25 protein-coding genes and 1 other annotated feature are annotated in these 26,786 nt (G+C 52.7%); of the genes, 22 read left to right on the plus strand and 3 right to left on the minus strand.

The genetic code is table 11. From position 1 onward, the window contains the following. The first annotated feature begins 37 nt into the window (after positions 1–37). From AC0YNW_RS02570 to ftsZ, 11 genes are all read left to right on the plus strand, one after another. A complete protein-coding gene (locus AC0YNW_RS02570; protein ID WP_475830641.1) occupies positions 38–1,525 on the plus strand; it encodes a UDP-N-acetylmuramoyl-L-alanyl-D-glutamate--2,6-diaminopimelate ligase in 1,488 nt (495 codons plus the stop codon). Continuing rightward, a complete protein-coding gene (locus AC0YNW_RS02575; RefSeq protein WP_475831254.1) occupies positions 1,525–2,937 on the plus strand; it encodes a UDP-N-acetylmuramoyl-tripeptide--D-alanyl-D-alanine ligase in 1,413 nt (470 codons plus the stop codon). Before AC0YNW_RS02570 ends, AC0YNW_RS02575 begins: the two co-directional genes overlap by 1 nt. Positions 2,938–2,941: 4 nt before the next feature. Further along, positions 2,942–3,898 carry a phospho-N-acetylmuramoyl-pentapeptide-transferase gene (gene mraY, locus AC0YNW_RS02580; protein ID WP_475830642.1) on the plus strand — a complete coding sequence of 319 codons (957 nt, stop codon included), beginning with the start codon at positions 2,942–2,944 and terminating at the stop codon, positions 3,896–3,898. A gap of 76 nt (positions 3,899–3,974) precedes the next feature. Then, the gene (gene murD, locus AC0YNW_RS02585) at positions 3,975–5,408 is read left to right on the plus strand and encodes a UDP-N-acetylmuramoyl-L-alanine--D-glutamate ligase (RefSeq protein WP_475830643.1); all 1,434 of its coding nucleotides are present in this window, start codon (positions 3,975–3,977) and stop codon (positions 5,406–5,408) included. 44 nt (positions 5,409–5,452) lie between these two features. Further along, positions 5,453–6,550 carry a stage V sporulation protein E gene (gene spoVE / locus AC0YNW_RS02590; protein ID WP_475830644.1) on the plus strand — a complete coding sequence of 366 codons (1,098 nt, stop codon included), beginning with the start codon at positions 5,453–5,455 and terminating at the stop codon, positions 6,548–6,550. Between the two features lie 5 nt (positions 6,551–6,555). Then, complete coding sequence (gene murG / locus AC0YNW_RS02595) at positions 6,556–7,668, plus strand: undecaprenyldiphospho-muramoylpentapeptide beta-N-acetylglucosaminyltransferase (protein WP_475830645.1); 1,113 nt, start codon at positions 6,556–6,558, stop codon at positions 7,666–7,668. A gap of 156 nt (positions 7,669–7,824) precedes the next feature. Then, positions 7,825–8,730 carry a UDP-N-acetylmuramate dehydrogenase gene (gene murB / locus AC0YNW_RS02600; RefSeq protein ID WP_387471932.1) on the plus strand — a complete coding sequence of 302 codons (906 nt, stop codon included), beginning with the start codon at positions 7,825–7,827 and terminating at the stop codon, positions 8,728–8,730. Between the two features lie 15 nt (positions 8,731–8,745). Beyond that, on the plus strand, positions 8,746–10,023 hold the full coding sequence (gene murA, locus AC0YNW_RS02605) for a UDP-N-acetylglucosamine 1-carboxyvinyltransferase (RefSeq protein ID WP_475830646.1): 1,278 nt from the start codon (positions 8,746–8,748) through the stop codon (positions 10,021–10,023). A gap of 260 nt (positions 10,024–10,283) precedes the next feature. Further along, positions 10,284–11,054, plus strand: coding sequence for a cell division protein FtsQ/DivIB (locus AC0YNW_RS02610; protein WP_475830647.1), 771 nt, complete (start codon positions 10,284–10,286; stop codon positions 11,052–11,054). Between the two features lie 296 nt (positions 11,055–11,350). Further along, the gene (ftsA, locus tag AC0YNW_RS02615; RefSeq protein ID WP_387471926.1) at positions 11,351–12,598 is read left to right on the plus strand and encodes a cell division protein FtsA; all 1,248 of its coding nucleotides are present in this window, start codon (positions 11,351–11,353) and stop codon (positions 12,596–12,598) included. 18 nt (positions 12,599–12,616) lie between these two features. Then, entirely contained in the window at positions 12,617–13,732 is a 1,116-nt protein-coding gene (gene ftsZ / locus AC0YNW_RS02620) for a cell division protein FtsZ (RefSeq protein WP_475830648.1), read from the plus strand. A 69-nt stretch (positions 13,733–13,801) separates the two neighbouring features. Here the strand turns inward: ftsZ and AC0YNW_RS02625 are convergent, their stop codons facing one another. Further along, a complete protein-coding gene (locus AC0YNW_RS02625) occupies positions 13,802–14,635 on the minus strand; it encodes a nucleotidyltransferase domain-containing protein (RefSeq protein ID WP_475830649.1) in 834 nt (277 codons plus the stop codon). Between the two features lie 612 nt (positions 14,636–15,247). Between AC0YNW_RS02625 and spoIIGA the strand changes: the two genes are divergently transcribed. The 3 genes from spoIIGA (at position 15,248) to sigG (ending at position 17,826) form a co-directional block, all read left to right on the plus strand. After that, positions 15,248–16,168 (plus strand): sigma-E processing peptidase SpoIIGA, encoded by a 921-nt coding sequence (spoIIGA, locus tag AC0YNW_RS02630; protein ID WP_475830650.1) that lies wholly within the window; start codon positions 15,248–15,250, stop codon positions 16,166–16,168. A 38-nt stretch (positions 16,169–16,206) separates the two neighbouring features. Continuing rightward, the gene (gene sigE / locus AC0YNW_RS02635) at positions 16,207–16,929 is read left to right on the plus strand and encodes an RNA polymerase sporulation sigma factor SigE (RefSeq protein WP_120107319.1); all 723 of its coding nucleotides are present in this window, start codon (positions 16,207–16,209) and stop codon (positions 16,927–16,929) included. A gap of 114 nt (positions 16,930–17,043) precedes the next feature. Then, on the plus strand, positions 17,044–17,826 hold the full coding sequence (gene sigG / locus AC0YNW_RS02640) for an RNA polymerase sporulation sigma factor SigG (protein WP_116045726.1): 783 nt from the start codon (positions 17,044–17,046) through the stop codon (positions 17,824–17,826). Positions 17,827–17,877: 51 nt separating this feature from the next. Here sigG and AC0YNW_RS02645 read toward each other — a convergent pair whose 3' ends face one another. Continuing rightward, positions 17,878–18,303 (minus strand): DUF3995 domain-containing protein, encoded by a 426-nt coding sequence (locus tag AC0YNW_RS02645; RefSeq protein WP_475830651.1) that lies wholly within the window; start codon positions 18,301–18,303, stop codon positions 17,878–17,880. Continuing rightward, positions 18,303–18,872: a TetR/AcrR family transcriptional regulator gene (locus AC0YNW_RS02650; protein ID WP_475830652.1), complete on the minus strand. Its 570-nt coding sequence runs from the start codon at positions 18,870–18,872 to the stop codon at positions 18,303–18,305. Before AC0YNW_RS02650 ends, AC0YNW_RS02645 begins: the two co-directional genes overlap by 1 nt. A gap of 151 nt (positions 18,873–19,023) precedes the next feature. Between AC0YNW_RS02650 and AC0YNW_RS02655 the strand changes: the two genes are divergently transcribed. The 8 genes from AC0YNW_RS02655 to ileS all read left to right on the plus strand — a co-directional run bounded on the left by AC0YNW_RS02655 (position 19,024) and on the right by ileS (position 26,675). Beyond that, positions 19,024–19,305, plus strand: a complete 282-nt coding sequence (locus AC0YNW_RS02655) for a YlmC/YmxH family sporulation protein (RefSeq protein ID WP_116043074.1) — start codon at positions 19,024–19,026, stop codon at positions 19,303–19,305. Positions 19,306–19,351: 46 nt separating this feature from the next. Next, a complete protein-coding gene (gene pgeF / locus AC0YNW_RS02660) occupies positions 19,352–20,236 on the plus strand; it encodes a peptidoglycan editing factor PgeF (protein WP_475830653.1) in 885 nt (294 codons plus the stop codon). A gap of 8 nt (positions 20,237–20,244) precedes the next feature. Then, complete coding sequence (locus AC0YNW_RS02665) at positions 20,245–20,958, plus strand: YggS family pyridoxal phosphate-dependent enzyme (protein WP_387471908.1); 714 nt, start codon at positions 20,245–20,247, stop codon at positions 20,956–20,958. Between the two features lie 3 nt (positions 20,959–20,961). Next, positions 20,962–21,459 carry a cell division protein SepF gene (locus AC0YNW_RS02670; RefSeq protein ID WP_387471906.1) on the plus strand — a complete coding sequence of 166 codons (498 nt, stop codon included), beginning with the start codon at positions 20,962–20,964 and terminating at the stop codon, positions 21,457–21,459. 7 nt (positions 21,460–21,466) lie between these two features. Further along, a complete protein-coding gene (locus AC0YNW_RS02675; RefSeq protein WP_387471904.1) occupies positions 21,467–21,739 on the plus strand; it encodes a YggT family protein in 273 nt (90 codons plus the stop codon). Between the two features lie 11 nt (positions 21,740–21,750). After that, the gene (locus AC0YNW_RS02680) at positions 21,751–22,533 is read left to right on the plus strand and encodes a YlmH family RNA-binding protein (protein ID WP_475830654.1); all 783 of its coding nucleotides are present in this window, start codon (positions 21,751–21,753) and stop codon (positions 22,531–22,533) included. Positions 22,534–22,656: 123 nt separating this feature from the next. Further along, the gene (locus tag AC0YNW_RS02685; protein WP_387471900.1) at positions 22,657–23,160 is read left to right on the plus strand and encodes a DivIVA domain-containing protein; all 504 of its coding nucleotides are present in this window, start codon (positions 22,657–22,659) and stop codon (positions 23,158–23,160) included. Positions 23,161–23,230: 70 nt separating this feature from the next. Beyond that, positions 23,231–23,531: a binding site (T-box leader), on the plus strand. 51 nt (positions 23,532–23,582) lie between these two features. Continuing rightward, positions 23,583–26,675, plus strand: a complete 3,093-nt coding sequence (gene ileS, locus AC0YNW_RS02690) for an isoleucine--tRNA ligase (protein WP_475830655.1) — start codon at positions 23,583–23,585, stop codon at positions 26,673–26,675. Positions 26,676–26,786 lie beyond the last annotated feature (111 nt).

The raw sequence follows: 26,786 nt of genomic DNA on the forward strand, positions 1-26,786 counted from the left end.
GTATTCCGTCAGAGTATTCGAGGGAGGATTGAAGGAGATGCGTCTGCGCGATCTTACGGATTTACTCATTACGGCTCGTTTGGTTGGGGATGGAGAGACGGAGTTTAGCGATATGGAGAAGGATTCGAGACTGGTGAAGCCCGGGCAGCTGTTCCTGTGCGTGCCGGGGCTGACGGTAGACGGCCATGCATATGCGGAAGATGCCGTCCGCAAGGGAGCTGTAGCTCTCGTCACAGAGCGGCTCCTTGCGATCGACGTGCCGCAGCTGCTCGTTAAGGACAGCAGGCTTGCAACAGCTATAATCGCGGATCATGTCTATGCCCATCCAAGCGAGCACATCAAGCTGATCGGCGTGACGGGCACAAACGGCAAGACGACTACGACTTATTTAATAGAAAAAATATTGAATGACCAGCGGATGCGTACAGGCGTCATTGGAACGATCGAGTGGCGCTACGACGGCAGGTCGTTCCCCATGAAAGGGACGACGCCGGATGCGCATGAGCTGCAGCGGCAGCTGGGTGAGATGCGGGATGCGGGCATGCGCTATTGCGCGATGGAGGTGTCCTCGCATGCGCTGGAGCAAGGCAGGGTGAAGGGCTGCCGATTCCGAACGGCGATCTTCACAAATCTGACGCAGGACCATCTGGACTATCACGGCACGATGGAGCAATATGCCGATGCGAAGGGGCTATTTTTTTCCAGACTTGGCAATGCTTACTCGCAGCCGGCAGAGGAGCGTTCCTATGCCGTGCTGAATGCCGACGATGAGGCATCGGCCCGCTTCAGGCTGCTTACTTCTGCTGAAGTGATCACCTATGGCACGGAGCAGGAAGCCGATGTGCGGGCGACTTCGATATCCGTAACGGCCAGAGGTACTTTCTTCCATGTCGAGACGTTCCGCGGAGACGCCGATATCCAGCTTCGCCTGCCCGGGAAGTTCAATGTGTACAACGCTTTGGCAGCGATCTCCGCTGGGCTGATTGAAGGCGTCGCGCTGGAAGCGATTAAGGCTTCGCTGGAATCGATTCCCGGTGTTCCCGGTCGGGTGGAGAGCGTGGAGGAAGGGCAGCCCTTCTCCGTTGTGGTCGATTACGCCCATACACCAGATGGTCTGGAGAACGTGCTTCGAGCGGTACAGGAATTTGCGGACAACCGCATCATATGCGTATTCGGCTGCGGAGGCGACCGCGACCGGACCAAGCGGCCGCTCATGGGCAAGATTGCAGCCCGGTACGCCGATATGGTCATCGTGACATCCGATAATCCGAGGACAGAGGACCCGGACCGGATTATAGCGGACATCGCGGCGGGGCTGGCAGAGGAGGAGACGGACGCGTCCTGCTGCCTATTCATACCAGATCGCCGTGCCGCGATTCAAAAAGCGGTTGAAATGGCAAGCCAAGGCGATGTAGTATTGATTGCGGGGAAAGGTCACGAAACCTACCAACTTGTCGGAGGGAGAGTCTATCCTTTCGATGATCGAATAGAAGCAAAAGAAGCTATAAGGGGACTATTACATTGATAAAACGGACAGTAGGGCAGCTCGCGTCCATGTGCGGCGGAGCGCGCAAGGGCGGCCGCCCGGAGGACATGATAAACGGTATTATGACGGATGGCAGATTAGCGGGGAGCGGCGAGCTGTTCGTACCGCTAGTCGGCGACCGATTTGACGGACACAACTATGTGGAGCAGGCCGTCGCCAGCGGGGCGAAGGCGATCATGTGGCAGCGGGGCAGAGAGATTCCGGCTTCGCTGTCGCATCTTCCGTTCCTGCTCGTCAAGGATACGCTGGAAGGACTGCAAACTCTGGCGGGAGCTTACCGCAATGAGCTTATGGCCCGTGTGATCGGCATTACCGGCAGCAACGGCAAGACCACGACAAAGGACATGACGGCAGCCCTGCTGGGCACGCAATATCGCGTACTTAAGACAGAAGGCAACTTGAACAACCATATCGGCTTGCCCCTGACCATTCTGAAAATGGACGAGGAGACGGAAGTCGCTGTACTGGAGATGGGCATGAGCGGCTTCGGCGAAATTGAGCTGCTGACGAAGATTGCGCAGCCTGACGTGGCTATCATTACGAATATTGGCGAAGCCCATATGCTGCAACTGGGCTCCCGCAACGGAATTGCGAAGGCGAAGCTCGAAATTGTGGCTGGCCTTGGCGATGACGGCATCCTTCTGTTCAATGGCGACGAGCCGCTTCTTCATGAAGGGCTAGAAGCTATGCCCCTGCCTGAGGGCATCACGCTTCGCACGTTCGGCCTACAAGACGTGAATGAGTGGTCAGCGGCTAATATTGAGCTTGCAACTGACGGGAGCATGTTCTCCGCTCGTTACAAATCCGCGGACACGGGAATGGAAAAGCTTCATATTACCACCCCTGGCCGTCATAATATTAGCAATGCCCTTGCTGCAATTGCAGCGGCCCGTGTATTCGGGGTCAAACCCGGAAACATTGCAAGTGGTTTTCAGGGGCTGCAGCTAACTGGCATGCGGATCGAGCCGTTGAAAGCCTATAACGGAGCAACTATACTTAACGATGCTTATAACGCTAATCCCACGGCGGTGCGCGCCGCAATTGATCTGGTAAGCGGACTCGGCGGCTTCGGCCGCAGATGGATCGTGCTGGGCGATATGCTGGATCTCGGTCCGGAGGAAGCGTCCCTGCATAGGGAGATTGGCGAATATATAACGGAAGGCAAGGCGGAAGCGGTGGCAACATTCGGGGCATTAGCGGCGATCACGTCGGAAGCTGCCGCGAAGAATTTGCCGAATGCGGCGGAAGCTGGCTATATCCGGCATTTTGAAAATAAAAAAGAACTAACCGAGTGGGTTAGGGAACAGCTCCAGCCGGGGGATCTTGTCCTTGTAAAAGGCTCAAGAGGAATGCAAATGGAGCAGGTTGTCCAAGCTTTGGAGAAGGGGTGAGGAAATGGACATGATGGTCATTTTATTTTCGATAGGCGTTTCATTCTTGCTAGCAGTATTGCTTGGACCATTGTTCATTCCTTTGCTTCGGCGACTGAAGTTCGGCCAGCAGATCCGTACCGAAGGCCCGCAGAGTCACCTGAAGAAGGGTGGAACGCCTACGATGGGCGGCATTCTCATCATGATTGCCCTTATGATTGCGTTCATCCGCTTCGCGGATAAAACACCTGAATTTTGGGTGCTGCTGACGGCTTCACTCGGCTTTGGACTTGTCGGCTTTTTGGACGACTACATTAAAATCATATTCAAGAGATCGCTTGGCCTCACGGCGAGGCAGAAGCTGTTCGGACAGCTTCTGTTCTCTATCATCGTGTGCGCCATGCTCTACAATATGAATCACAGCACGGAGATTACAGTGCCAGGAACGGCATGGGGCTTTGACCTGGGCTGGTTCTACTATCCGCTGGTTGTCATTATCCTGTTCGCGGCGAGCAATTCGGTCAACTTTACAGATGGTCTCGACGGCTTGCTGGCGGGGACAAGCGCGATTGCGTTCGGCGCATTCACGATTGTAGCGCTGCAGACATCTGCGCATGAATCTGCCGTATTCTCGGCTGCTATGATAGGCGCAGTGCTAGGCTTCCTGGTGTTCAACGCTCACCCGGCGAAGGTGTTCATGGGTGATATGGGTTCTCTTGGCATTGGCGGCGGCATTGCCGCAGTTGCGATTCTGACCAAGACGGAGCTTCTGCTTATCGTCATTGGCGGCGTCTTCGTTCTGGAGATGCTATCGGTTATTATTCAGGTTGCTTCGTTCAAGACTAGAGGAAAACGCATCTTCAAGATGAGTCCGATCCATCACCATTTCGAGCTGGTCGGCTGGTCGGAGTGGAAGGTCGTGACGGTATTCTGGCTGGTCGGGCTGCTGTTCGCCGCTGTTGGCATTATGTTCGTCATCTAACAAACCAACATTATTACGCAAGGGGCGGTTCTCGCACGGAGAGCCGCTTCCTGCATCCATAGAAAGGGATGTCGTTATGAATCATCCGTCAACCTATCGTGACAAACGTGTCGTTATCCTGGGTCTTGCCAGAAGCGGCGTCAGCGTAGCGAAGCTATTCCATAAGCTGGGCGCAGATGTGATCGTTAATGATAAGAAGGAGACATGTCCCGAAGCGGACGAATTGACCGCTTTGGGCATTTCTGTGCTATGCGGCTACCATCCGGACGATCTGATCGACGAGCGAACCGCTTTGCTGGTCAAAAATCCCGGTATTCCCTATTCGGCGCCTCCGGTGCGTCAAGCGCTTGAGCGCGGGGTAGAAGTGATTACGGAAGTAGAAGCTGCGTATTGGTTTTCTCCCGCTCCGATTATCGGGATTACAGGCTCTAACGGCAAAACCACGACAACGACACTCATCGGCAAGCTGCTGGAGGCGGCGGGCATGAAGCCGATCGTGGCAGGGAATATCGGATTGCCTTTATGCGACGCTGTCGGGGAAGCAGAAGAGGATGGCTGGATTGTAGCGGAGCTAAGCAGCTTCCAGTTGAAAGGCACCTCTGCATTCCGTCCACGGATTGCCCTGCTGCTGAACCTGGCTGAGACGCATCTGGATTATCACGGAGACATGGAGGATTATGTCGCCTCCAAGCGCAAGCTGTTCGCTAATCAGGAGAGCGGGGATACCGCCGTACTAAATTGGGATGACGAGACTTGCCGGGGTATTGCGGGAGGCCTCTCTGCCGATGTGCTGCCGTTCTCCATATACAAACGGCTGGAGACGGGTGTATGCGTGGAGCCTCCGTACAACAGAGACATTCACGCAGACGGATTAGAAGAGCCGAGGCGAATGATTGTGTATCGCCGTCCGGCTTCGGCAGGCGGTGGCGAGACCATTATCATGCCGGTCGACACGCTGGGCATACCGGGGCGGCATAATACAGCCAATGCGCTTGCGGCTATTGCGGCGGCGCTTGCAGCCGGGGCTCCGCCTGAAGGACTCGCGAAGCCGCTGGAGCTCTTCAAGGGTGTCGAGCATCGGCTGGAATTTGTCCGCGAGCTGAATGGCGTAAAGTTCTACAATGATTCCAAAGCGACCAACTCGACTGCTTCCACGATGTCGATCCGCTCGCTCAAAGGACCTATCGTGCTCGTAGCCGGCGGACTGGACAGAGGCTCCGATTATATGGAGCTATTGCCTGCATTCCGCAATCTGAAAGGTCTGGTAGCGCTGGGAGAGACGAAGGAGAAGCTTCTTCGCGTCGCAGAGCTGGCAGGTTTAGCTAATGCCCATTCGGTGAACGCTGAAGGTGACGCCGAAAGCACGCTCAGGGAAGCCGTGCGCCAAGCGGCTGCGCTGGCAGAGCCGGGCGATACCGTCCTGCTGTCGCCTGCATGCGCAAGCTGGGACATGTTTGCATCCTATGAGCAGAGAGGGAGCATTTTTAAGCAATCGGCGCATACCTTGTAAGTAGGGGGCCTGTCCCTACTTTCCCATGCTAAGAGGTGTTCGCGATGGCAAAAGCGCGGTCTGCCCCGGATATTTGGCTGCTTGCCGCAATAGGGCTTATTCTTACGATCGGTATTGTAATGGTGTATAGCGCGAGCGCCGTGCTCGCTTTCCATGAGTTCGGCGACCGGTTTTATTACGTGAAGCGGCAGCTATTGTTTGCCGTACTGGGCGTAGGTGCGTTACTATTTACTATGAACGTCCATTATTCCGCTTGGAAGAAGTGGGCGCCGATGGCCTTAATTGTATGTTTCGGGCTATTAGTTATTGTCTTGATCCCTGGCGTGGGCGTCGTCCGCGGCGGAGCGCGCAGCTGGCTTGGCATCAGCTCCTTTGGCATTCAGCCATCGGAGTTCATGAAGCTGGCCATGATCTTGTTCCTATCGAAGTGGCTGTCGGAGAAGCAGCAGACCATTACTCATTTCACCAAAGGGTTAATGCCGCCGCTTGGGCTTGTCGGCCTTGCATTCGGTATGATTATGCTGCAGCCGGACCTCGGTACCGGCGCGGTTATGGTAGGCGCATCCCTCATTTTGATTTTTACGGCAGGGGCCAGATTATCCCATCTGGGCGGTCTGGCGATGATCGGCGTCGTCGGTTTAGTCGGCTTGATCCTTGCAGCTCCCTATCGCTTGAAGCGTATTACATCTTTTTTGGATCCATGGGCCGATCCGCTCGGCGGCGGCTATCAAATCATTCAATCGTTATTTGCTATCGGGCCCGGCGGCTTGGTCGGACTCGGCCTTGGCATGAGCAGGCAGAAGTTCAGCTATCTTCCTGAACCGCAGACGGATTTTATCTTTTCCATTCTGGCGGAGGAGCTTGGCTTTATCGGAGGCGTCGCTCTAATATTATTATTCCTGGTGGTCGTCTGGCGCGGTATCCGCGCTGCTATCGCAGCCCCAGACACGTTCGGCAGTCTGCTCGCAGTCGGCATTACCGGCATTATCGGCGTGCAGGTGCTCATTAATATTGGTGTCGTCATTGGCATGATGCCCGTTACCGGCATTACGCTGCCGCTGGTCAGCTATGGGGGCTCTTCGCTCACATTGCTGCTGACAGCGCTCGGCATCCTGCTGAACATATCCCGTTATTCGAGGTGAAGATTATGCGTATCGTGTTGACCGGTGGAGGAACCGGCGGCCATATTTATCCCGCGGTCGCCGTAGGCAAGCATATGATGCAGAACGATCCGGACACGAAGCTATTATATATCGGCACAGCCAAAGGCATGGAGAGCAAAGTCGTGCCGGAGCAAGGCATCCCGTTCGAGGCAATTGAGATTACCGGTTTCCGCCGGAAGCTGTCATTCGAGAACGTCAAGACGATTGTGCGATTCCTGAAAGGCGCGCAGCGTTCCAAAGTGCTGCTCCGCGAATTCAAGCCGGATGTCGTTATCGGCACAGGCGGCTATGTGTGCGGCCCTGTTGTCTATGCGGCAGCCAAGCTCGGCATCCCGACGTTCATTCATGAGCAGAACGCCATTCCGGGCCTAACCAATCAGTTCTTATCCCGTTACGCCGATCATGTCGGCGTCAGCTTCCCGGAATCGGCATCGCAGTTCCCTAGGGCGAAGGAAACGTCGTTCACAGGCAATCCATGTGCGACCAACGTGCTCCGAGCCGTTCCTGGCAAGGGGCTTCAGTCATTAGGCCTGCCGCCGTCCACGCGTCTAGCGCTTGTCGTGGGTGGCAGCCGCGGGGCACGCGCCCTGAATGAGGCCATCATTGCGATGGCTCCTATGCTGGAGCGCATTGGAGACGCCCATATCGTCTTTGTGACCGGCGAAATTTATTATGAATCCACGAAGGAGCGCATCAGTAAAGAAGCGCCCGGGTCGCTTAAGAAGCTGACACTGGTGCCGTATCTTCATAACATGGCGGAAGTGCTGAAGGATGCTACGCTTGTCGTCAGCCGGTCAGGGGCATCTTCACTGGCGGAGATTACAGCGCTGGGACTGCCGTCCATTCTGATTCCATCCCCTAATGTAACCAATAATCATCAGGAAGCGAATGCGCGCAGTCTGGTATCGGCGGGCGCAGCCGAAATATTGCTGGAGAAGGACCTGTCCGGCGCAGCTTTGCTCGGCTTGATGGAAGAGCTGCTTAGCGACACGGACCGTATGAAGGCGATGTCGGCGTCCACGGCGAAGCTGGCTGTACCCGATTCGGCGAACCGCATTGCGGATGCGCTGATGCGAATGGACCGCAAGCGGAGATAGACCGGGCGAACTGGGCGATTGTCACACAACGTGCCAGGGGGGCATAAGATACCTTATATTCGTGACCGACACCAACGGGAGCGTAAGATCACATAATAGCGGCTATGCAGCCGCAGCGAACGGCAAGAAACGCAGCATCGAAGGAGGTAGTCGCAGATGGAAGCACTTATAGCGGAGCTTGAGCAAGCGAATCTTGGAAAACTATTATATGATGAACCGCTAACCAAACATACAACATGGAAAATCGGCGGTCCCGCCGATCTATTAATCCTTCCCGCAGGAAAAGAACAACTTATTGCCATTGTTAAGCTGTTGATTAAACATGGGCAAAGCTGGACCAATCTGGGTCGCGGCTCCAACATGCTTGTCGGCGACAAGGGCATTCGCGGCATTGTGATCAAACCGGCCAATGGTCTCGATTACGTGCGTTTTGAAGGGGCGACCGCGATTGCGGGCGCATCTTATTCTTTTATCAAACTGTCGGTTATGGCAGGCAAGCAAGGCTTGACGGGGCTTGAATTCGCGGGGGGAATTCCGGGCACGGTCGGCGGAGCCGTCTACATGAACGCTGGGGCGCACGGATCGGATGTGTCACGTATTTTCAAATATGCTGACATTGTACTGGAAACAGGAGAATTGGTTCGTTACGGAGCAGAGGAAATGCGCTTTGAATACCGTCATTCCGCTCTTCACGAGATGAAGGGTCTGGTCGTGGAAGCAGCGTTTGAGCTTGCGGAGGGAGACCGGATGGAGATTGCATCCGCTATGGCCTCCTATAAGGAGCGCAGGCTGAGGACCCAGCCCCTGCAGCTAGCAGTTGCAGGCAGCGTGTTCCGCAACCCGCCGGGCGATTATGCGGCGCGGCTAATCGAGGAAGCAGGGCTTAAAGGATTCCGAATCGGGGAAGCGCAAGTATCCGAAATGCACGCCAATTTTATTGTCAACACCGGGCAAGCGACAGCTAGAGATGTTCTCGCCCTTATGTCCCATATTCAGAGCACTGTAGAGCAGCGTTTTGGCGTCAAGCTGGTGCCGGAAGTATTGGTGGTGGGCGAGCGGTAATTCGGAGGTGATACATTGGACAAATTGGTGATTGAAGGCGGGAAACCACTCTCAGGAACCATAGTTATCCAAGGAGCGAAAAATGCCGCCTTGCCGATATTGGCTGCCAGCTTGCTGGCAGAAGGCACGACGACGATCGATTCCGTGCCGCATTTGCTGGATATCGACGTCATGTTGAACATTTTGCGCGAATTAGGATGTCGCGCCGAGCATACGGACGACACGGTGGTACTGGATACAACATCCGCCCATACGTCCCATGTGCCGGAGAATTTGATGAAGCAGATGCGCTCCTCCATCTTCCTCATGGGACCGCTGCTGTCTCGCTTCGGCGAAGCACAAGTCTACCAGCCTGGCGGATGCGCCATCGGCGAGAGAAAAATTGATTTGCATCTGAAAGGTCTGCAAGCGCTTGGCGCGGAGATCGAGGAAGTGGGCAACCGGATTGTATGCCGGGCAAGTAAGCTGACTGGCGCCGACATTCATCTGTCCTTCCCGAGCGTCGGGGCTACGGAAAATATTATGATGGCTGCCGTTCTTGCAGAGGGGCGTACAACGCTCAGCAATGCTGCGCGAGAGCCTGAGATTCAAGATTTGCAGCGATTCTTAAATGCCATGGGCGCCAAAATTATGGGAGCGGGCACCGACACCATTACCATCGATGGCGTCAATCGGCTTACGCCTTGCCGTTACAAGGTCATTCCGGACCGTATCGTAACGGGAACCGTCATGGTAGCAGCCGCGGCTACACGCGGCCAGGTCACGCTCCAGAATACACAGCCCGCCCATTTATCCTCGCTTATTCATGTGATGCGCCGTGCAGGTGTTCAAATTGTCGTCGACGGTGATATAATAAAGGTCGGCAGTTCTGCCAGACCAAAGGCGGTTGAACGGATCGTCACATCGCCTTATCCGGCATTTCCAACTGATCTTCAATCTCAGATCATGGTTTTGCTGTCGCTGGCCGACGGAGTCAGCATCTTGAAAGAAACGATTTTCGAAGGCAGGCTTAAGCATGTGGATGAGCTGTCGCGCATGGGAGCCGATATTCGCGTCGACTTGAATGCCGCTTTCATTCGGGGCGTGCCGCGCTTGTACGGAGCGACGGTGGAGGCGACCGATCTGAGGGCTGGAGCCGCCCTTGTTATAGCAGGGCTTGCCGCGCAAGGCCGAACGATCGTGGAGCAAGTTCACCATATCGATCGAGGCTACGATCGGATCGAGACCATGCTAACCAGGCTTGGAGCGCGCATATCCCGGTCTTCACCTGTGCCGCAGGCGCCTAATCTTTAAATCATATGCTAGACTTCGGCTATATAGAAACGAATGGCTTTCCTGTACATCGGCCATTGGTGATGACGTGTGCTTCCGATGTGGGTTTGATTACGCAAACCTCAGAGCTTATGCTTCCGATGTGGGTTTGCTTACGCAAACCTTAGAGCTTATGCTTCCGATGTGGGTTTGCTTACGCACCCTAAGCTTATGCTTCCGATGTTGGGTTTGCTCCGCAAACCCTTAGGAAGCCTTCGTTTCACAGAAAAGAGGGACAAGTTATGAGCACACAAATGCCTGTGCTGAAGGAACCACCGCGCAAACGCAGAGGCAATAAAAAGCTGCTTGCCGTTCTATTTCTATTGTTTATCGCGCTGCTTGCGGTACTATTCTTTAACTCATCCATTAGCAAAATATCCGAAATTCAAATTACCGGCACGCATTTCACCTTTACGGAGGAAATTGCCGGAGCCTCGAGAATCGAAGTAGGTGACGCTTTCTTCCAGATCGCGTCAGCTGATATATCCGCAAACGTCAAGACGCTGCCTCAGGTTGAAGATGCAAAAGTAATGAAGGTCTTCCCGGGAATTGTGAAGATTACGGTACAGGAATATCCGGTTGTTGCATTTGAATTATCCGCACAAGGGGATTTGACAGCGCTGTTATCAAACGGGACAAGCGTGTCAGCCGAGCAAGAGGGCTTGCAGCTGCTGGACAAGCCGGTATTATCCGGCTGGGAGACAACTGATCCGGTGAAGCTGGAGCTAACCAAGCAGCTGGCTCTGATACCGGCGAAGCAGCTGTCGGATCTGTCGGAGATATCTCCGATACCTTCAAAGGCGTATCCGGACCGAATTCGCATGTACACGCGTACCAAATTCGAAGTCATCACAGCCGTCTCTGTATTAACGGAGAAAATTGATGCATTGAATGCCGTTATCGAGACGCAGGAGCCGGGTAAAATTACCATGCTTCTTGCCGATACGTACGTTCCTTTCCATACTGAGGAAGACGGAGACGAGTCTCATTCAGAAAAAGTGAATTCTGAGTAAAAATAGACTACTAAATTCCTTGAAAGAATGGTAGAATTTTATTTACGATGTTTCTAAGAATAGGCATAACCATGCGCTGCGGGCGGCGGCGCTATGTCCATTCAGTTTCCTTTTCGCACTGACCAAAAACATTAAATCGGCATAAAAGCCACACTTCGACAATGCTTCATGAAAGTTATGAAAAATTTGTTGAAAAAAGAGGGAAAATATTAAGAGCGTTGAATAAGTAGAGAGACTTACTCGTATTCACAACATAAAACGCACTCATTATTATTTGGGAACGGAGGTGCCGCAAGTTGAGCAGCAATGACATCATCGTCAGTTTGGACATCGGTACATCCAAGGTTCGTGCTATTATTGGCGAGATGAACAATGGAGCCATTAATATTATTGGAGTTGGATCTGCCGACTCAGAGGGTATACGCAAGGGAGCAATCGTCGATATTGATCAGACTGTGCAGTCGATCCGCAACGCTGTAGAGCACGCGGAGCGCATGGTCGATATTCAGATATCCGATGTTTATGTCGGTATACAAGGCAATCATATTGGATTGCAGACCAATCATGGCGTTGTTGCCGTATCCAATGAGGATCGGGAAATCGGAGAAGAAGATATAGAACGCGTGCTGCAAGCCGCGAAAGTCGTAGCATTGCCGCCGGAGCGGGAAATCATCAACCTGGTGCCGAAGCAATACTTGGTGGATGGACTGGAAGGAATATCCGATCCGCGGGGCATGATCGGCGTCAGACTTGAAGTGGAAGCAACAATTGTAACCGGCACGAAGACAGCCATACATAACTTGATGCGCTGTGTGGAGAAGGCTGGTCTGCGCATATCGGGCGTCATCTTATTGTCCTTAGCTTCGGGCGTCATGTCGCTGACGAAGGACGAGAAGATGATCGGAACCGTGCTCGCCGATATTGGCGCGGCTTCAACGACGATCGCTGTGTACGAGCAAGGCGGCCTCGCTGCCATCTCGACTTTGCCGATCGGCGGCGAATTTGTGACGAACGATATCGCCTACGGCTTGCGTACGCAAAGCGACCAGGCGGAGAAGTTCAAGCTGAAGTACGGATGCGCGATCGTGGCTGATGCTGCGGAAGACGTGAAGTTCAAAGTAACCCGCATGGGCAGCAATGTCGAAAAGGAATTTTCGCAAAGGGACTTGGCTAGCATCATCGAGCCGCGGATGCAGGAAATTTTCCAGCTGATCCGGCAAGAGGTGCGCCGTTTAGGTTACGGCGATAAAGTGAATGGGTATGTGCTGACAGGCGGTGCGGTTGCTCTTCCAGGAACGCTCGCTCTAGCCCAGTTAGAGCTGGAGAGCTCAGTCCGTACAGCATTGCCTGATTATATCGGAGTGAAGGATTCTGCCTATAGCAGTGGTGTGGGCATGATTCAATATGTATCGAAATATATGGGCGTTCGAGGCGCTGGCGCAGTGAAGAAAGCATCGGCGCCAAGCCGCAAGGCGGGTCCTGCACCTTCATCTAAACCCGGTATGTTCGAGCGGATTAAAAATATGTTTAATGAATTTATTTGAACTGGGGGAAAATGAGAGATGTTGGAATTCGATTTGGAGCTTGAACAGCTCGCTCAAATAAAAGTAATAGGCGTAGGCGGCGGCGGCAGCAATGCCGTGAACCGAATGATTGAGAACGGTGTAAAAGGCGTTGAATTCATTACGGTGAACACTGATGCGCAGGCGCTTCATCTGGCGAAATCCGAGCACAAGCTTCAGATCGGCGATAAGCTGACGCGAGGACTTGGCGCGGGTGCCAATCCTGATGTCGGCAACAAAGCGGCTGAGGAATCCCGTGAGCTGATCATGAATCAGCTTAAAGGTTCAGACATGGTATTTGTTACCGCAGGTATGGGAGGCGGTACAGGTACTGGCGCTGCTCCTGTCATTGCGGAGATCGCTCGTGAATGCGGAGCGTTGACGGTGGGTGTCGTTACTCGTCCGTTCACCTTCGAGGGACGCAAGCGCGCCGCTCAAGCAGAGCATGGCATTGAAGCGCTGAAGGAGAAAGTCGACACGCTGATCGTCATTCCGAATGACCGATTGCTTGAGATCGTCGACAAGAAGACGCCGATGCTTGAAGCATTCCGCGAAGCGGACAACGTGCTTAGACAAGCTGTACAAGGCATCTCCGATCTGATCCAAGTACCTGGTCTGATCAATCTTGACTTTGCCGACGTTAAAACGATCATGACGGAACGCGGTTCCGCTCTGATGGGCATCGGTATCGCAACAGGCGAGAACCGTGCAGCTGAAGCAGCTCGCAAAGCAATTATGAGCCCGCTTCTGGAGACGTCTATCGACGGCGCGCGCGGCGTAATCATGAACATCACAGGCGGCAGCAACCTGTCCCTGTATGAAGTGAACGAAGCTGCAGAAATCGTCATCTCCGCATCCGACCCGGATGTGAACATGATTTTTGGCGCAATCATTGAAGAAGATATGAAGGATGAAATCAAGGTTACCGTTATCGCAACAGGATTTGAGGCCAAAGCGACTGCGCAGCCTGCACGCAGAGGCGCACAAGAGCCCGCTCAGCAGGAAACGAAGTCCAATGCTAATTCTTCCTCTGTGAAGCCATTCGGCCTTGGAAGCTCAAGCGATCAATTGGAAATCCCGGCGTTCCTGCGCAAGCAGCCTCGTTCGGATAGATAGGAACAAAAATGACGGTCAGGAATCTTTATCCTGCACCGTCATTTTTATTGTTGACTATCATTTCAAAGTTCAAACTATCCGTGCTTCCGTTTCCTGAATCAGCCCACGCATCATGTAAATCGCTTTCTTCAAATTCTCATGATCCTCCGTGATTAAAGTGAAAATTTCATTTATTCTCTGCGAGTATTGGCTTGGCACTATGCTGAATGAATCCGCAATGGCTGCAGCCCCTTTTTCATTCATCGAAAAAGTCTCGTTCATTGCAAACAAAACCTGATTCAAGCAGGACACTGACCTGAAAAGACATCCGGCAACATACGATAAATCTTTTTTGTATATGCCTTTATATCCATTGTCGAGAGCAAAGGTTGACTCCCATAAAAATTTTTGGATGTTGGCTTCTTGAAAAACAGAGGGGTATGGAATGGTCCTGCTTTTAAGTTCCCCTATAATTCCCGAAGGGTCCCACAACACTTTACACCATGCAATCTCAGCCAAATAAATCGAGTTGACAAATCCATGGGGATGTCCCGGTTGATAATCAATGGTGATGCTTCCCATGATACATTCTTCCATTACACGGGACACTTTTTTTTGATCCCGAAACAACAAATCAACTGAAATCTGATTGACCTTCAACCAACCCCCGCCATTCACCCATGGCCCCCAGTCACCTATTTCTGTCACTAAGTTATCTCTATGGTCGTCATCGATTGCTGTGGCAACCTGACGAAGCCGGGTAATGTCCAGCCCTTTTTCGGAGTCGTAGTAGATGCCAATATCAATATCGGAGTTGTGGTTTTCAGTTCCTTTGGCTCTTGAACCGCCAAGAACGAGAGCATTTATTCCAGTGATAGGTTTTAAGCTCTCAACAATGTTCGAAATGGTGTATTGCACGTTCATCGTCTAACTCCATTCTAAAAGTTCGATTATCTCTATATTAATGAATCACTGTTCTTGGTTTCAAGGGAGAATATTCATTAAACAATTGTGTCCATCAGTCCTCTTATTGTAGAGGGCAGATTCTCATCAGCTCAGGAAGATGTTCGACAGCATGTTAGGGACAATTAAACGAAATAATCATTTTGCTGCGTACTAGACTGGAGAAAGTACAGGAAAGTCGAATGGAAGCGAATAAACAGGTGATTGGCAGCCGAAAGCGTCTTTTCATTGCATGGTTTAGCGCTATTCACTGAAGTAAAGGGGCTTACTTCTAGGGGGAATATACAGAGCATCTCATTAGAAAAATGCGCTTCCTGAGAAGAGGGGATAGTGAGCCCTATAGTGGAAGCCCTCCCCTCATAGAAGTCACTTCTAGAAGAGTCTAATGGTTAAGGAATGATATTGCGGTTAAAATGGCCTCGTTTTTTATTTGCGAAGTCGACAAAAAAAGATGGGTGAACCCGTCATGAATAGACAGACTTTGAAATACGATTAACATATACTAGTCTCAATCGTTCTCCCCAAACCGAATCTATGTGAGCATTCGGCAGAAAAGGGAGGAGGAGGAATGGCATGACGGTATATGTGGATATTCTGTTTTTGCGTGAGCTGCTGGTAGACGGCGCTGTATTGCTGACCACGGCCTGGGTACGCCATACGAAGCCAAAACCGTGGCGCATATTAGGTGCATCGGCTTTTGGAGCCTGTTATGTTGTACTTATGCTGTACCCCCAGCTATCATTCCTGTTTACGCTCGTTGTCAAGGTCCTATTCTCCTTAGTTATGGTATGGATTGCGTTCGGATTCTCGTCGTTGCAGCATTATATGCGGAACATTGCAGCTTTCTATTCCGTTAATTTTGTTGCAGCTGGAGCAGTGCTCGGGTTGTATTATTTGTTCATGCAAGGGTCAGGCGCGATGTGGAAGACGCTTACAATCGCCGGGGGCAGCATACAAGCCGAGATTAAGCTGTCCATCTTTTATTTGGCTGCTGCATTTGCGATAGGGCTGTATGTATACCGGGCAGTCATGATCGGGCGGCGGGAGCGCGAGCTTGTGCGCAATCATATGGCCGAGGTCAAGGTTACAATAGGGGACAAGACATATGCTTGCACAGGTTTGATTGATACGGGCAATCAGCTGTATGATCCGCTCACACGCACCCCTGTTATGGTCATGGAGGTCTCCCGCTGGGAAGGAGCGCTGCCGGAATCATGGATTAAGAGCGTAAGGGAAGGCGGGGTTGACCGGCTGATTGCGGGCATGGATGCGGATTCATCGTTCGAGTGGCAAGACAGGCTGCGGCTGGTACCGTATCGGGGAGTCAATAGAGGCTCGCAATTTATGCTCGCCTTAAAGCCCGATTCGGTGGAAGTGGCACGCGAAGGACAAGTATTTGAAACAAGCAGGGTGTTGATTGGATTCGATGGCGGCAAGCTTGCGGCAGATGGGGCTTATCAAGCGATTATCCATCCGGCTATGGTACAAACGTAAGTTTTATATGCACACTACATCGGGGAGGGATGGGCCACATGCTCGTCAAGTATAAACTGATACTGCAATTATATTATTATCGTATTTTATTTTTATTCGGACTAAAGAGCGAAGAACTTTATTATATCGGCGGCAGCGAAGCGTTGCCTCCTCCCCTGACGCGAGAGGAAGAGGAATATCTGCTGGAGAAGCTGCCTTCCGGAGACTCGGCGATACGGGCGATGCTCATCGAGCGCAATCTGCGGCTCGTAGTCTATATAGCTAGAAAATTTGAGAACACGGGAATACACATTGAGGACCTGGTTTCGATCGGCGCAATCGGATTGATCAAGGCAGTCAATACCTTCGACCCGGAGAAAAAAATCAAGCTCGCTACCTATGCATCCCGCTGTATCGAAAACGAAATCCTGATGTACCTGCGCCGCAACAGCAAGACAAGAACGGAGGTATCGTTCGACGAGCCGCTGAATATCGATTGGGACGGCAACGAGCTTCTCCTCTCGGATGTGCTTGGAACGGAAAACGATACGATCTACCGGAATATCGAGGAGCAGGTGGACCGCAAGCTGCTTCACAAGGCGCTCGACAAGCTGTCGGAGCGCGAGCGGATCATTATGGAGCTGCGCTTCGGTCTGGCCGACGGGGAAGAAAAGACGCAGAAGGATGTCGCCGATATGCTGGGCATCTCGCAATCTTATATTTCCAGGCTGGAGAAGCGGATTATTAAGCGGCTGCGCAAGGAATTTAATAAGATGGTATAACGGACGGGGCGCATAGCGCCCCTTTTGCATTTGTCGAAGGATGTCAGAATAGGAATAAAAAGAGGGTCCGGGGAGATAATGAACATTAATGTTTCTCCTTGGGAGGTAATCACGTTGACCCGAAATAAAGTCGAGATCTGTGGTGTGGATACCGCGAAACTGCCTGTATTAACCAACGTCGAAATGAGGGAGCTGTTTACGGCGTTGCAAGCCCGGGGTGAATGGGCAGCAAGAGAGAAATTGGTGAACGGCAATTTGCGGCTCGTTCTGAGCGTCATCCAGCGGTTCAACAATAGGGGAGAGTTTGTAGACGACCTGTTCCAGGTGGGCTGCATCGGACTTATGAAGGCGATCGATAATTTCGACCTTAGTCAAAACGTTAAATTTTCCACCTATGCCGTGCCTATGATTATCGGGGAAATAAGGCGTTATCTGCGCGACAACAACCCGATCAGGGTATCCCGGAGCCTCAGAGATATCGCCTATAAGGCCTTGCAAGTTCGCGACAGCCTGACGAACAAAAATTCCAGGGAACCGACGATCTTCGAAATTTCGGAGGCGCTGAACGTGCCGAAGGAAGATGTCGTATTCGCACTTGATGCGATTCAAGACCCGGTCTCGTTATTCGAGCCGATCTATCATGACGGGGGAGATCCCATCTATGTCATGGATCAAATTAGCGACGATCGCAATAAGGATGTGTCGTGGATTGAGGAGATTGCCCTTCGCGAAGCGATGCACAAGCTGAACGACAGGGAGAAGATGATTCTGTCGATGCGCTTTTTCGAAGGCAAAACCCAAATGGAAGTAGCCGATGAGATCGGCATTTCGCAGGCCCAGGTGTCGCGGCTGGAGAAGTCGGCGATTCAGCAAATGCAAAAGCATGTTAAAACTTGAAGGACAGGTTTCAAAGACGGCAGCGCCAACTCGGCACTGCCGTCTTTGCTGTTAATTCAAGAGCAGAAATAGGGTCGACGCTCCGAGGGCCAGACAAAGCGGAGAATAATAACGGCTGTCCATTCGCGCGAAGGGGCTGCTGCAATGCGTTTTGAAGAAGCCGATGTAGCGTAAGTCTCCTATGCTCCGAATAAGAAAAACGGCGCTAATTGCATAGCCGCCTGTAGACACAAACCATGACGGCAATAGAGACGGCCACTCTTGCCCCAGCAAAAGCATCCAGAATGCGGCGAGCCAGAGCAGCAGCATAACGGCAGTAGTCGCAAATTTCCCGGGTACGAACAATGGTTTGTCATGTTCGGCTACGGTGGGGATGGCCGCATGAATTCCCTTTCTGCCTCCAAGGAGCCAGTACAAATGAAGTCCGCCGAGCAGGGTGAAGATGCCGGCAAGGCTCCAGCTTAATATAGAAATCATCAGCATTCGCTTCCCTTCCGTTCCAGATAAGGCCATATCAATGCGATGGCTGCCTCTGATTCAGCAGCATGCTGTTCTCTTCCATGCTGGCGCTCATGCCAGCCCAAGTAATAGCTGTAGAGGAGCTCGGCTTTATGTCCCGCGATTTCCGGTGAATGGCCCATCGCGGCGAGGAGTGCTGACATATGGGACAGTCTGGCTGTTTCAATCTGTGCCAGCTGCTCGGCATAATAGGGTGTTGAACGCCCCAGCCTGCGCAAATGATAGAGAAAATCCCGGCTTTGGTTGGTGGCGAACATGCCTTGCAAAACAATCAAAACGGCTTCCTGCGCGGAGAGGCCATCAAGCGAGGAATCCGCGATAAGCGAGGCGGTGCTCCTCTGCCGCCATTCATCGATGATTCGGCGCAGGAACGAAGCCCGGTCTTTGAAATACCAGTAAAAGCTGGTCTTGCTCGTACCAAGCGATCTTGCCAGACGTTCAATGACAAGCGCCCCCTCGCCTCCTTCCGCAAATTGAGCAAAGCCAAGCTGAATCCAGTCCTCTTCGGTTGCGATTTTTTTGGGCATAGACGGAATCAATCCTCCTTATTGTACGATATCGTACAATAAAGGTATCATGTCTTCCTTTTTTTGTGAAGGGGACATATTGGGCGAATGAATCATATACTGATACAAGAAGCTGCGTTTGATTAATTCGCAGGAAATGTGGTGATCCAAAATGAAAATTTCCGATTTTCAGTCCAAGGACGTCATTAACATCGTAGACGGAAAAAAACTGGGACACATTAGCGATCTGGAGCTGGATTTGCGTCAGGGCCGCATTGATTCCATTGTCGTGCCGCAGTATACGAAAGTATTCGGCTTGTTCGGGAGCAATGGCACCGAGATGGTCATTCCGTGGCGCAATATTGTCAAGATCGGAGCGGATGTCGTTCTGGTCCGCATGGATGAAGCGAAGGCGCTGCGGTCTGATGAAGATGATTTGCACGTCCGCGCGTGAGGCGGTAAACTGGACATAGGCGGCTTGCCCAGAAGGGGAGCTGTTTATGTCCAACTCATGGGGTGAGAGAATGGAACCGTTTGTACAAAGCAAGAGGGAAGATACAGCGAAGGAGCCTTCGCTTTTTTTGTTGCCGGAATGGATGAGAGTTGACGAAAGGCTGACTGCAGGCTTTACGGGCAGGGGCGGCGGCGTCAGCGGAAATCCATGGACTGGCCTTAATATAGGACTTCATGTCGGAGACGATGAAGAGGCTGTTATCGAGAATCGGAAGCGCGTGACAGAAGCGCTGGGATGGCCGTTCGAGGCGTGGACCTGTGCCGAACAGGTTCATGGCAGCCGTGTCGCGCAAGTGACGCTGGCGGAGCGGGGCAAAGGCAGAGAAAGCATGGACGATACGATCACAGGATGCGATGCGCTGATGACGGATGTGCCAGGCGTGCTGCTGACTTCCTTTTATGCGGATTGCGTGCCACTTTATTTCTATGCGCCTGAGGCAGGCGCAGTAGCTCTTGCTCATGCTGGTTGGAGAGGCACCGTAGAAGGGATTGCGGCGCGTACCGCAGAGGCTATGGAGAGCGCATACGGGGTTCGCCCGAATCAAATGTTTGCCGCTATCGGACCTTCCATCGGGCATTGCTGCTATGAGGTAGACGGGCTCGTGATCACGGAGGTTGACCGCGTAATGGATGAATTGAAGCTCACAGACGAAGTGCGGGAAAACTGCATGCAGAGGAAGAGAAATGGAAAAGCTTCTCTAAACTTGAAAGATTTAAACCGACAGATTATGATAAAAGCAGGAATTTTGCCGAGTCGTATCGAATTAACTACTTGGTGCACCGGCTGTCGGACTGATTTGTTCTACTCTCATCGGGTGGAAGGCGGCAAAACGGGACGAATGGCCAGCTGGATTGGCATTCGGGAAAGGTGAAAGCAAAGATGTCTATGCTAGATAGAATCCGCTCGGTGGAAGAGAGAGTAGCCGCAGCATGCGAGCGCTCAGGCCGGCAAGCGGAAGATGTTCATATTATTGCGGTAACGAAATATGTGTCGCTGGATACAGCCAAGGAAGCGTTCCGAAGCGGCCTGTCGAATCTCGGCGAGAACCGCTGGCAGGATGCGCAGGAGAAGTGGCTGGCGCTAAGCGGCGGCGAGCACGCATCGGACGATGAAACGCCGGTATGGCATTTTATCGGCTCCCTGCAGACGAATAAAGTCAAGGACGTCATTGGGAAATTCACATATATACATTCACTGGACAGGCTGTCGCTGGCAGAAGCGATCCATAAGCGCGCCGCGCAGCTCGGTATAATCGTCCCTTGCTTTATTCAAGTCAATGTGTCGGGCGAGGAATCCAAGCACGGACTCCAGCCGGAGGAGCTGCCTGCTTTTCTGGACAAGCTTGCGAGTTATCCGGGGGTTAGGCCGATCGGGCTGATGACGATGGCGCCGTACGAACTGGAGCCGGAGGAGACGAGACCGGTATTCCGGGCGCTGCGTCAATTAAGGGATGAGATTAGGGCCTCTTCGGCTCATGCGCAAGATCTGATTCATCTCTCGATGGGTATGTCTAATGATTTTGAGGTTGCCATTGAAGAAGGCGCGACATGGGTTCGGCTTGGCACAACATTAGTCGGGAAAGAGGAGGAATGAGGAATGAGCGTCATGAACCGGTTTATGAACTTTTTTGGACTGCAGGAAGAGGAAGAAGTAGTCGAGCGGGAGCGTGTCACGCAATCGGATGAGCAAGAGTCTGAAACCTCGCCGTTCGAGACACGTAGAAACTTAAGGAACAATAGCGGAATTACGGGCAGCGGTACCGGAAGCGGTACAGGCAGCGGCAATAATGTCGTCAGCATCCACTCGCAGAAGAACGTTCGGGTCGTGCTCAGCGAGCCTCGTTCCTATGACGAAGCGCAGGAAATCGCGGATCATCTGCGTTCCCGCCGCGCAGTCATCGTCAACCTGCAGCGGGTCAGAAGTGACCTTGCCCTACGCATTGTTGATTTCTTAAGCGGTACAGTGTACGCTTTAAGCGGCAGCATCTCCAAGCTCGGTCCTAATATATTTCTGTGCACACCGGACACGGTTGAAATTCAAGGTGCCATAACGGAAATGCTGGCAGAGGAGATCGATTACAACAAAATGAGGTGACCTTGGATTGGAATTGTATATTTTAGGGCTTATTGGTACGGCAGGCACCATCTACAGCTATCTGATTATCGGATATGTTCTGTTATCCTGGTTCCCTAACGCTCGGGAGAGCTTTATCGGGCAATTGCTCGGACGGATTGTCGAACCGTATATCGGCATCTTCAGAAGATTTATTCCGCCTATCGGCGGCGTGCTCGACTTGTCCCCGATCGTCGCAATCTTTGCGCTGCGTTTCATTGTGATCGGCTTGCAGTCTGTGCTTGAATTCCTGCTTCTGTAGAGGACAGCGACATGAAAACAGCAATTTATAATCATTTTCACCCCGAAGAGAAGCCGTTTGTCGATCGGGTACTGGAATGGATAGATCGGTCCGCCATGCAGCATGAGCTGAAGCGGACCGATTTTTTGGACCCGAGACAAGCGCAGATTGTGGAAATGCTGGCTAACCGCAATCCTGATGTGCTTCTGCGGCTGGATGGCGGTCATGCGAATGCAGAGCGCAAGCGTGCGCTGATCGCGCCAGATTACCGCGACGTAGACAACGAGCCGATGCATATTGCCGTTCTTGAAGCGAGAGCGGCCGGAGCAACCCATCTTGAACTGGATCATGGCGACTTCTTGGGCGCTTTGCTTGGCCTGGGCATTAAACGCGACCGGATTGGAGATATTCATGTTCATGAGACGTTCGCGCATATTATGGTTACGGATGAGATAGCCGATTATTTAAATATACACCTCCGTCAAGTGCACCGATTAAACGTGCTGACGGATATTCTGCCCCTTGAAGGGCTGAAGCCGATCGTATCGAAGCTGGAGGAGATGAGCTTCACGGTTGCTTCTATGCGGCTGGACGGCATCGCCAGCGATGTGTACCGCATTAGCCGCTCGAAGATTGTGGACCCGATTCGGGCGGGCCGCTGCCGGGTGAACTGGAAGACGGAGGAGAATCCGTCGGAGCCGCTGAAGGAAGGCGATACCGTATCTTTTAAGGGTCTTGGTCGATTTAAGGTGCTTGAAGTCGACGGCGTGACAAAAAAGGGCAGAATTCGTGTAAAGATCGGCAAATTTATTTGACCGGATGCAGGAAAAGGCGAGGGACTGTCGAATCTCTTCTCATCGGAATGTAACGGGTGGTGAACGTGCGATGGCTGCCGCCGGTTGCGTGGGGAACCATAACAGGAATAGGGAGGTGCGCCAATGCCGCTTACGCCATTGGACATACATAACAAGGAGTTTTCGCGCCGTCTGCGCGGCTACGACGAGGATGAAGTGAATGAGTTCCTGGACCAAGTCATCAAAGACTATGAGTCGCTCATTCGTGAAAACAAAGAAATCCAAAATCAGATGTTGGCGCTGCAGGAGAGACTGAATCACTTCTCCAATATCGAAGAGACGCTGAGCAAGACGATTATCGTCGCGCAAGAAGCGGCAGATGAAGTGCGCAACAATGCCAAGAAAGAAGCGCAGCTGATTATCAAGGAAGCGGAGAAAAACGCCGACCGCATCGTGAACGACTCGCTGAACAAGTCGCGCAAAGTTTCGCTGGAGGTCGAAGAGCTGAAGAAGCAAGCCTCGATCTACCGTGCTCGCTTCCGCACGCTTGTCGAAGCGCAGCTTGATCTGCTGAAGCAAGATGGATGGGATACGTTGGATTCGTCGAATTCGGCGCGCGACCCGGAGCGCGAGCTCCTGCGCGGTTAAGGAGGAATGGGTGAAAGCCCGTTTGACAAGAACCGCCGATTTAAGCTATAACTAAACTACTACAATCAATCGAACTTCCATGACGAGAACAAGTACGTTATGCGTTCATTCCCCAGAGAGCCGGATGATTGCTGCAAGTCCGGCGTGTGAGCCATTACGGAATATCATCTCCGAGAAGAGGCGCCTAACCCGCTGTTCAAGCGGCATTAAGCGTCGACGGGCCGTCCTCCGTTACAGGGACCGCGAATCAGCCAGATTCGCTGCTAAGTGCCGCAGATCGCATCGTCTCTATGGGGACGCTGCCAAGCTCTTCTTCATGAAGAGGTTCAGCGGAACAAGGGTGGTAACGCGAGACAAGCCTCGTCCCTTCTACAGGGGACGGGGCTTTATTTATTTTCAAGACATGAAAGGGGTTATGACACATGCAACGCGTAGACGTGAAGGAACGCGCGCGCAGCCGCGAGCTGCGAGTGCTGCAGCAATGGAAAGACAATGATACGTTCAAGCAATCGATTCAAAATCGGGAGGGCAAACCTAACTTTGTCTTCTACGAAGGACCGCCAACAGCGAACGGCGCGCCTCATATCGGCCACGTACTGGGACGCGTCATCAAGGACTTTATCTGCCGCTACAAGACGATGGCGGGCTACCGCGTCGTCCGCAAAGCGGGCTGGGATACACACGGCCTTCCGGTTGAGCTTGGCGTGGAGAAGCAACTGGGTATCTCCGGCAAGCAGGAGATCGAGAATTACGGTGTGGAAGCTTTCGTAAAGAAATGTAAGGACAGCGTATTCGAATATGAGAAGCAATGGCGGGAATTGACGGAAGGGATCGCGTACTGGACCGATCTCGACAATCCGTATATTACGCTGAAGAATGAATATATCGAGAGCGTATGGCATATTCTCTCAACGATTCACAAGAAAGGCCTGCTCTATCGCGGTCACCGCGTCAGCCCGTATTGCCCTTGCTGCCAGACGACACTAAGCTCCCATGAAGTGGCGCAAGGCTACGAGGATGTGAAGGATCTGAGCGCAACGGCCAAGTTCAAGCTAATCGATTCCGGCGACTATGTGCTTGCCTGGACGACGACGCCTTGGACGCTTCCAGCGAACGTAGCGCTGGCGGTTAATCCGGAGCTGAATTATGTCCGCGCATCGAAGGACGGCGAGGTGTACATCGTAGCGGAAGCACTTGCGGAGAGCGTGCTGAAGGAAAACTACGAGGTATTGTCCACACTGAAGGGCGCCGAACTGGCTGGCAAAGCATATGAGCCGCCATTCCGTTATGTGCCGATCGAGAAGGGCCATATCGTCATTACGGGCGATTTCGTCAGCGACACAAGCGGCACGGGTATTGTTCACATCGCGCCTGCTCATGGCGAAGACGACTACAAGGTTGCACGCGCGAACGGCATCAGCATGCTAAGCGTCGTAAACAATGCCGGCCGTTATGTCGATGAAGTGACGGATCTTGCGGGACGCTTTGTGAAGGATTGCGACGTTGATATCGTGAAGATGCTGAGCGAGAAGGGGCTGCTCTATTCCAAAGAGCGCTATGAGCATAGCTACCCCTTCTGCTGGCGCTGCAAATCACCGCTGCTCTATTACGCGACAGAAAGCTGGTTCATTGAGACGACAGCAGTTAAGGATCAACTGATCGCCAACAATAATGGCGTTGACTGGTATCCAGGCCATATCCGCGAAGGACGCTTCGGCAAGTTCCTGGAGGATCTGGTTGATTGGAATATCAGCCGCAATCGCTATTGGGGTACCCCGCTTAACGTATGGGTATGCGAAGCGACCGGCAAGGAATACGCGCCGGAGAGCATTGCGGATCTCCGCGCCCGCGCGGTAGGCGATGTGCCGGAAGATATCGAGCTTCACAAACCTTATGTGGACGATATTATACTGAAATCGCCGTACGCTGAGAGTGCAGTCATGAGACGTACGCCGGAAGTGATCGACGTATGGTTCGACAGCGGCTCCATGCCATTCGCTCAGCAGCACTATCCGTTCGGCGACGAGACGAAGTTCCAGGATCAGTACCCGGCAGATATGATCTGCGAAGGCATCGACCAGACGCGCGGCTGGTTCTTCAGCTTGCTGGCGGTATCGACACTTTACAACGGCAAAGCGCCGTACAAAGCGGTTATCTCGACCGGCCACATTCTCGATGAGAACGGACAGAAGATGTCCAAGTCGAAGGGCAATGTTATCGATCCTTGGGAGATCATCAACGAATACGGCACGGACGCCTTCCGCTGGGCGCTTCTCTCAGACAGCGCGCCATGGAACAGCAAGCGCTTCTCCAGAGGCATCGTAGGCGAAGCCAAGTCGAAGGTAATTGACACAATCGTTAATACGCACGCGTTCTTCGCGCTGTATGCTTCCATCGACGGCTACAAGCCGGAGGAGCATGCTGAGAAGGTATCCGGCAATAAGCTGGACCGCTGGATCGTATCGCGTCTGAACAGCTTGATCAAGACGGTTACGAAAGGCCTTGAAGTAAACGACTTCCTGAACCCTGCCAAGTCGATCGAGCAGTTCGTCGACGAGATGAGCAACTGGTATATCCGCCGCTCCCGCGACCGGTTCTGGGGCAGCGGACTGACGGAAGACAAGGTGGCGGCATACCAGACGCTTCGCCACGTGCTTCTGACCCTATCCCGTCTAATCGCGCCATATGCGCCGCTCCTTGCGGATGACGTATACGGCAATCTGGGAGGCGAAGGCAGCGTTCATCTGGCTGACTTCCCGGTCGCAGATGAAGCGGTTATCGACGATACGCTTGAGCGCGATATGGAAAGCACAAAGGGTATCGTCGAGCTGGCGCGCAACGTACGCAACGAGACGTCGATCAAGACGCGTCAGCCATTGTCCGAATTGATCGTATCGCTGGACGGTGAATTCCCGATCTCGGATTACGAAGAAATCATCAAGGACGAAATCAATGTGAAGAGCATTGTCGTTCAGCATTCCGACAGCGGCTTTGTTGACTTCAACCTCAAGCTGAATCTGAAGGTTGCGGGCAAAAAATACGGCAAGCATGTCGGCCCGATCCAAGGCGCGCTGAAAGCACTGTCAGCTGACGAAGCTCGCGAAGTCGTAACCGGAGGCAGCTTCGGCTTTACGACGGCTGATGGAGAGGCGTTGTCGATCGCTCTGGATGAGCTGCTTGTCGAGAAGCAAGCGAAGTCCGGCTTCGCATCCGCGTCCGGCGGCGGCATGACGGTAGCGCTGAATACGGACATCACGCCTGAGCTGGAGCAAGAAGGCTGGGTGCGTGAAGTGATACGCGCTGTGCAAGATACGCGCAAGAAGCAGGATCTGCCGATCGAGAAGCGCGTCGACCTGGCGCTGGACGTAGACAGCGAGCTGAAGGCTGCGCTTGAAGCGTTCTCGGATGTTCTCCATGACAACGTGCTGCTGCAATCCGTTTCGTTCGAAGCTTTAGAGGGTATGGAAAGAGTAAAGCTGGGCGAGAAGGAAGTAGGCATTTTCATCAAAGGTTAGGGAAATAGTAAGGGAACAATTGCAAAGTTCATAAATCGCGAAGGCGGTTATGCTTGTTCCGCAAGAGAAGGTTAAGACGGCTAAAGCGCTAAGCTTACAGGATGAAGCCCG

This window comes from Paenibacillus sp. J31R120 (assembly GCF_056269225.1).